Source organism: Tunicatimonas sp. (assembly GCF_049647865.1).
Lineage (GTDB): Bacteria > Bacteroidota > Bacteroidia > Cytophagales > Cyclobacteriaceae > Tunicatimonas.
In genome coordinates this window covers 1-7,035 of the sequence record NZ_JBARYM010000444.1, presented here as the reverse complement: position 1 = coordinate 7,035, position 7,035 = coordinate 1, and the positions used below count along the sequence as shown (strand labels likewise).

The following is a 7,035-nucleotide window of genomic DNA, read 5'->3' as shown; positions in this document are numbered from 1 at the left end:
TAAGTGATGCTAAGTTGAGAAAATTAATAAGCAATTTTGTATAAAGCTTTTTTTGTAGGTCAACGGCGGTTAGTAAAGAATTTAAGCCGGGCCCGTCCAGCGGCGGAATTTGCTTGTTTCCGGTTTGGCCCACCACCGCCCAAAACCAAGGCTACTCCTCCAACTACTGACGCTCCACCCGCTAGTAGTAAGGCATTGTAGAGATCAGTATTAGACTGATAATCGCCCAAAATTAATACAGGTAAGGCCATTATTTCAAACATGTATCCACCAAATCCGGCTGTTAGCAAAAGTACTCCGGCAGCGGTTAGACCAATTCCTGCCCCATCAAATAATTTAGCTTGCCGATGATAATTCAGTGCTTCGGTCAAATAGAGATTAATTTCCGGATTGTCCCAATCGTAATTACTAACCGGAAACCCTTGTTTGTACAACCATTTTACGTTAGAATAAGATGGTAAAGAAACAGAATTAGTGTGGCTCTGGCTATAGCTTAGTCCACTGAATGTGCATAGTATCAGCACCGATAATAATCTAGCTAGTTTTTTCATAAGCGAGACGTATAATTCATTATAATAGCCAAACGGCAAGTCAGCTTAACTTAAGAATGTTATGCTTTTTTTCTTTTATAAAAGACCCGTCTTCTGTTGATTTAGTTGTGAGTACATCATTTAAAAAAATAATACTAAGGTCTCTACCGAGAAGCTACCTAGAAATCAAATCTGAATGAAAGCATAGGATCGCCAACTCCAGAAAAAACCGAAATTTGGCCAAAACGCAGGAATGACCAGATTCAATAAATCATAATTCTTGTGTAAAAAGATAACCTCAGATTGAAGCAATTTTTATGAATGAATCGCCCGATCTAAGTGGGTATAACCTCCATCGGGGATGAGGTGCTGACCAGTGGTATGAGAAGACCGGTCGGAAGCAAGAAACAGTACCGTATCGGCAATCTCTTGAGCGGTGGTCATGCGTTGTTCCAATGGAATACGTCGTTCTATCTCGGCTTTTTTTTCTTCGGGACTAGCAAAGCTATTCAACCAAGTTTCGTACATAGGGGTTAGCACTTCAGCGGGAAGAACGGCGTTCACACGAATTCCGTAGGGGAGTAGCTCAGCGGCCCATTCGCGGGTTAGGGCTAGTTGAGCACCTTTTGCCGCAATGTAACCCGACGTGCCTCCCTGTCCGGTTAAGGCAGTTTTTGAGCTAATATTTACAATATTACCTTTTGCTTTCTTCAAATAGGGCAGCGCGTAATGCGCCAATGAGTAGTAGTGTTGTAAGTTATTCTGAAGCGACTGCATGAATGCCTCCGGAAAGCCTTTTTCTAGTCCAACGCCGTCGTTTACACCAGCATTATTAATCAATATATCCATACGGCCCAGTTGATCAACCGTTTTTTGAATAGCCTGTTGGCACTGGTCAATCTCGCTCAAATCGGCCTGAACAAATAAACATGAGTGCCCGGCTTGCTTTAGTTCAGCAGCTAACTTCTCACCCCGTTCGCGACGACGGTTGACAATAACTGGTGTAGCTCCTTCTTTAGCCGCTCCTCGCACAATGGCTTCGCCTATGCCACTGGCCCCGCCAGTCACTACTATTACTTTATTAGTTAAGTGTAAATCCATAAGAGGTGTATAGTTAAATTGTTGACTACAAGATGGCTATCGTGGGATTTCTATTGGTTATTGTCACTTTTTCCTAGTCTCACAGCTAATATTTTATTTCCGAGAGTCGGTAGAAGTCAACTGCATTTTGGAAGAAAATCTGCCGTTGTTCTTCTTCTGAAAAACTGCTAAAGTAGCGTTCTACAATTTCTATTACTCCGGCGTATTCGGAAGATAACAAGCAAACCGGCCAATCCGAACCAATCATTAGACGGCTGGTTCCAAAAGCTTCTACTACCGTATCCAGGTAAGGTAGTAGGTTGTCATACTTCCAGTTGTGCCAGTTAGCTTCAGTAACCATGCCAGATACTTTGCAGTAAGCCGACGAGTTCTGGGCTAGTTCCGTGATGTTTTGCTTCCAGGGTTGAAGCTCTTTTTTGCCGATTTTTGGTTTAGCGATGTGGTCAATAACAATAGGGACTTCTGATATTTGCTCTATAAATGACAGAGCTACTGGTAAATGCTTATCAAAAACGAGTAGGTCGTAGGTAAGTTCGTATTTCGCTAAATGGTTTACTCCCCGAATGAATTCGGTTTGTAGCATAAAACGATCATCGGGTTCATCCTGAATCAGGTGGCGTACCCCCTTAAGCTTACGGTAATTTGTCAAGTTCTCTAGCGTATCGATAAGCTGAGAATCTTGTAAATCTACCCAACCAACTACACCCAAGATAAAATCATTTTGAGCAGCAAGGCTAAGTAGCCAGTTAGTTTCGGCTAATGTTTGACTAGCTTGAACTGCTACACAACCGACACAATTGTTTGCTTCGAGAAAGGGAGTTAGGTCATCTGGCAGAAAATCTCGCTTAAGTACTGCCATATCATCGCTAATCCAGCCGTGAGTTCGGGGGCTATACTGCCAGAAGTGCTGATGAGCATCAATCTTTCTCATGACCTAAAACTCAAAAACTTTATTCATTATAGCCCACTTTTCGTAGGGCTGAGCTTCAGGTACTTTTTCCTGAAACGTTCCCATCAAATCTTCCCATTCCTGACAGCGAGGGTGTAATGTAAGATAGCGGGGCATGTCTACGTTAAAATCAAAGTCATCCTTTGTTTGCATAAACATGAATAGGCGACGACCTAATCGGTAGATTTTCATATCGATAATACCCACTTCTTTTAGCGCGGAGAGCACTTCAGGCCAAACGTTAGCGTGATACTCTTCGTATTGGCGAATTACTTCCGGATCATCCTGGAGATTAACAGTTTGGGCGTAGTCTTTCATGCCTTTGTTTGGAGACCGGAAGCTGGACAGCGGAGACTGGAATAAATATTATTAGTTATGCGTTTCAGTTGCTCAACAATAACTAATTCCAAATTTATCACCATAGCTTTCCATTTATCTGCGTTTTAATATTTCTGGTTTCCGGATTCCGGTCTCCGGTTTCTATTATTCTTTGTAGGCTTTTGCTTCTTGACGCGAGCTACCCAGACCGTCAATACCCAATTCTACTATGTCGCCTGCTTGTAGGAATTGAGGGGGATCAAACCCTAGACCTACCCCGGCGGGAGTACCGGTAGAGATAATATCGCCCGGATGTAAGCTCATAAACTGGCTGAGATAACTTACTATGTGAGGTATATTGAAAATTAGGTTGGCCGTAGAGCCCTGCTGTTTTGTTTCGTCATTTACTTTTAGCCAAAGTCCTAAATTATGCACATCTTCAATTTCATCTTTGGTGACTAAATAGGGGCCAATCGGGGCAAAAGTATCGCAGCTTTTTCCTTTTACCCATTGCCCTGAGCGTTCGAGTTGGTAGGCTCTTTCACTGTAGTCATTGTGCAGGGTATAGCCAGCTACGTAATTCATAGCCTCACTCTCGGAAACATACGATGCTTTTTTGCCTATTATCACAGCGAGTTCTACTTCCCAATCCGTTTTCTCGCTACCCTTGGGAATTACTAGATTGTCGTTAGGACCAACAATAGCCGAGGTAGCTTTGAAGAAAATTATGGGTTCTTTAGGCAGCTCCATTTTACTTTCCGAAGCATGGTCTTTGTAGTTAAGACCTATACAAATTATTTTACTTACCTGTGCTAATGGAGGGGCCATTCGTTCAGTATCGCTTACTACAGGGCAGTCAGTAGCGTTTTGGTCTAACCATTTTTGCAGTCGGTTCAGTCCATCGTTGGCAAAAAAAGTAGGAGTATAATCTTCGCCAAAAGCCTGAACGTCTAAGTTTTTCCCCTGGTAAGCAACTCCCGGCTTTTCAGATGTAGTATTTCCAAATCGGAATAATTTCATAATGTAAGTTTGGTGGTGAGTAGGTTTTATATATTTAAAATAGTTCGGTCTTAATCAATTCCGGCTCCTCCTAAAACATCCAGCACTTGGCCAGATCCAGGCTTCCCGGCGAGCAGAGGCATAGCCTGGGTAATTAGAGCTCGCACTTTTTCATCTTTCAAGGAATTATCGTGGTCTTCTTGGCTGTCCCAAACCTCAGTAATCCACACATCATTAGGATGCGCCTGATCCTGACTGATTAAATATAGGTGACAGCCTTGAACTGAGGCAACTAGTTGAGATGCTTCTAACAGAATAGAGGCTAGTTTCTTGCCATTTCCCTCGGTGGCGGTTAGTTTTCCGTGCAGTCCGTATTTGTTCATTATAATGCACTGTTTAGGTTTTTAGATTTGGGTATTATTCTTAATTATCAACTATCCATTGTTAACTATTCAAGGTGATAAATCCGCCATCGATTGGGTAAAAACTGCCGGTAACAAATCCAGCTTCTTGAGAGCAGAGGTACAACGCTAGGTAAGCAATTTCTTCAGGTTTACCCATTCGCCCAATCGGTTGAGTCTGTGAGAGTTTGTCAAACATATCATCTTCTTGCCCTGGGTAGTTCTTTTTTAAAAAGCCATCTACAAACGGTGTATGCACGCGTCCGGGCCCAATACAATTGCAGCGGATATTATCTTTAACATAATCTTTTGCTACCGAAAGGGTCATGGTGAGTACCGCCCCTTTGCTGGCTGAGTAAGCGAACCGATCAGCAATTCCCATTACCGAAGCTACTGAAGCCAGGTTAAGAATCACTCCGCCGCCTTGCTTCTTCATGTGAGGGATACAGGCGCGCACGCCATTGTATACCCCTTTAATATTGACGGCATAAATTCTATCAAAATCTTCTTCTTCAGTAGTTTCTGCATTACCAATATGAGCAACTCCCGCGTTGTTTATCCAAATATCAATAGATCCACTTTGCTGAAAAATGCGTTTAGCTACATCTATTACTTCGGACTGTTGAGAAATATCGCAGGAGTGCACCGTGGCATTACCTCCCGCTTTCTTAATTTTGTCTTGGGTACTTTGACCACTTGCTTCATCAATTTCTAAAATATGTACCTCGGCCCCTTGCTGGGCAAACACTTCGGCAATACTCTGGCCAATACCGCTTCCCCCCCCGGTGATAACGGCAACCTGTTCAGACAAATTAAAGATAGGCATAGGTTGAATTATATTAACGTAGCAATTGCCAAATCTACAAATAATATTGAAGTGAGTTTACAATGAAGATTACAAATTACTGCTAATAAGTTGGTATCATTTGTGTTTAATTGGTGTGAAAAACTGAAAAGCGTCAGACAAACGCAAAATGGGGACTATTATCAAACAATTTTAGCTTAGCAGCGTCAGTTAGATAACTATTTGCCTCTCACGTAACAAACGTCAGAAAATCATGCATACTGCGGAATTAATAGATTTTAAAGCCCTGGTAGCCGAAGCCAAAGACATTCTAGCCGGCAACTGGACCGGAAAGTTTACCAAACCAGCACCTAATTTATATCCTCATCAATGGAACTGGGACGCCGGTTTTATTGCCATTGGTTATTCACATTATTACATGGATCGGGCTGAGTCTGAACTGCGGTCGTTGTTTAGTGGGCAGTGGGATAATGGCATGGTTCCTCAGATTATTTTTAATCCGGAATTTGACTATAACTATTTCCCCAGTTCTGATTTCTGGGAAACTTGGCGATCGTTTTCCGCTCCGGAAAATAAGAAGACTTCGGGAATTACCATGCCTCCGGTACATGGTTTTGTGCTTCAGCATATTTACGATAATGCGAAGGATAAAATGCGGGCACTGAACTTTGTCAAGGAGATGTTTCCGAAAATACTGAAGATGCATCACTATTTTTACAATCATCGCGATCCGTTTAACGAAGGATTGGTCTACATTCGTCACCCGTGGGAATCCGGAACGGATAATTCACCAACCTGGGATGCTCCAATGGAGCGAATTACCTTTGATAAAATTAAGATTCCGCCTTACAAGCGCAAAGATTTAGATAATGGCCACGCCGAACATCGCCCGACGGACTACGACTATAACCGATATATTCACCTAATAGATATTTACCGTAAATGTGATTACAACGAAGAAGCTATTTTAGAGCGCTGCCCGTTTGTGATTCAAGATCCACTGTTCAACTGTATCCTAGTAAAATCAAACCAAGCGTTGATCGAGTTGGCGACTCTGATTGATGAAGATGTTGAGCAACTTACTAAGTGGAACGAACTGTCTATCAAGTCAATGAATGAAAAGCTATGGAATCCTAAAACTGGGATTTACGATGCTTACGATTTGCACAATGATGAACGCATCGAAATGCAAGCTTCATCCGGACTGATTCCGGTATACGCGCATATTCCAAACGCTGAGCAAGCCCAGCAGATTGTCGACCGATTGTTAAGTAAATCATTTAGCGGTTCGGCTGATCAAAATACGTATCTGTGTCCATCGTACAATCCGACCAGTCCGAAGTTCAATCCCAAGAAATACTGGCGAGGTCCGGTCTGGATAAACATGAACTGGATGCTACACCACGGGCTGAAGCACTACGGATTCACTGATTTAGCCGAGCAGCTTAAGCAAGAATCGCTAGAGCTCATTAACCACTACGGTTTTTACGAATATTTTGATCCAATTAAAGATGTGGTGGGCAAAGAAAAGCAGGGCTACGGTAGTCACCGTTTCTCCTGGTCGGCCGCCCTATGTATCGATTTTTTGCAAGATGAGGAGGATGATTAGTAGCACTATACTGTGTGAATAAGAGCAGCAGCTTGCGCTATCTATTTAGCTCTCACTTTTAAATTTACTACGTTCGGTAAGGTGTTTTTTTGTGTAATTAATATTAAGATTAGGGTTAATAGACTGCAAACTTTGTATTTGTTGTAAGCTGAACCCGCAACCGTAGATCTCCAGTTGTTTTAGGCTATTCATTTTCTTTAGCTTTTCAACTTCAGCTTGAGGATCAGCTAATTTGTTAAAGCTGACATCTAATTTTTGTAAGGTCGTTATGAAAATGATGCTCTCTGGTAGATAATCCAACCCTAAAAAAGCGATTTTTAAAA

At 42.2% G+C, this 7,035-nt stretch carries 9 protein-coding genes; 1 reads left to right on the top strand and 8 read right to left on the bottom strand.

Annotated elements, in window-relative coordinates; genetic code table 11:
• Positions 1-59: 59 nt before the first annotated feature.
• The 7 genes from WBA23_RS13245 to WBA23_RS13215 all read right to left on the bottom strand — a co-directional run bounded on the left by WBA23_RS13245 (position 60) and on the right by WBA23_RS13215 (position 5,118).
• Positions 60-551 carry a hypothetical protein gene (locus WBA23_RS13245; RefSeq protein WP_424582753.1) on the bottom strand — a complete coding sequence of 164 codons (492 nt, stop codon included), beginning with the start codon at positions 549-551 and terminating at the stop codon, positions 60-62.
• 294 nt (positions 552-845) lie between these two features.
• Positions 846-1,631, bottom strand: a complete 786-nt coding sequence (locus tag WBA23_RS13240) for an SDR family oxidoreductase (protein ID WP_424582752.1) — start codon at positions 1,629-1,631, stop codon at positions 846-848.
• 85 nt (positions 1,632-1,716) lie between these two features.
• Entirely contained in the window at positions 1,717-2,562 is an 846-nt protein-coding gene (locus WBA23_RS13235) for an amidohydrolase family protein (RefSeq protein ID WP_424582751.1), read from the bottom strand.
• Between the two features lie 3 nt (positions 2,563-2,565).
• Entirely contained in the window at positions 2,566-2,898 is a 333-nt protein-coding gene (locus WBA23_RS13230; protein ID WP_424582750.1) for an L-rhamnose mutarotase, read from the bottom strand.
• Between the two features lie 165 nt (positions 2,899-3,063).
• Positions 3,064-3,918 carry a fumarylacetoacetate hydrolase family protein gene (locus WBA23_RS13225; RefSeq protein ID WP_424582749.1) on the bottom strand — a complete coding sequence of 285 codons (855 nt, stop codon included), beginning with the start codon at positions 3,916-3,918 and terminating at the stop codon, positions 3,064-3,066.
• Positions 3,919-3,968: 50 nt separating this feature from the next.
• The gene (locus WBA23_RS13220; protein ID WP_424582748.1) at positions 3,969-4,280 is read right to left on the bottom strand and encodes a putative quinol monooxygenase; all 312 of its coding nucleotides are present in this window, start codon (positions 4,278-4,280) and stop codon (positions 3,969-3,971) included.
• Positions 4,281-4,341: 61 nt separating this feature from the next.
• Positions 4,342-5,118, bottom strand: a complete 777-nt coding sequence (locus tag WBA23_RS13215; protein WP_424582754.1) for an SDR family NAD(P)-dependent oxidoreductase — start codon at positions 5,116-5,118, stop codon at positions 4,342-4,344.
• 238 nt (positions 5,119-5,356) lie between these two features.
• Between WBA23_RS13215 and WBA23_RS13210 the strand changes: the two genes are divergently transcribed.
• Complete coding sequence (locus WBA23_RS13210) at positions 5,357-6,712, top strand: amylo-alpha-1,6-glucosidase (protein ID WP_424582747.1); 1,356 nt, start codon at positions 5,357-5,359, stop codon at positions 6,710-6,712.
• A gap of 45 nt (positions 6,713-6,757) precedes the next feature.
• Here the strand turns inward: WBA23_RS13210 and WBA23_RS13205 are convergent.
• Positions 6,758-7,035, bottom strand: a 278-nt coding sequence (locus WBA23_RS13205) for a hypothetical protein (RefSeq protein WP_424582746.1), incomplete at its 5' end; no start/stop codon positions are given.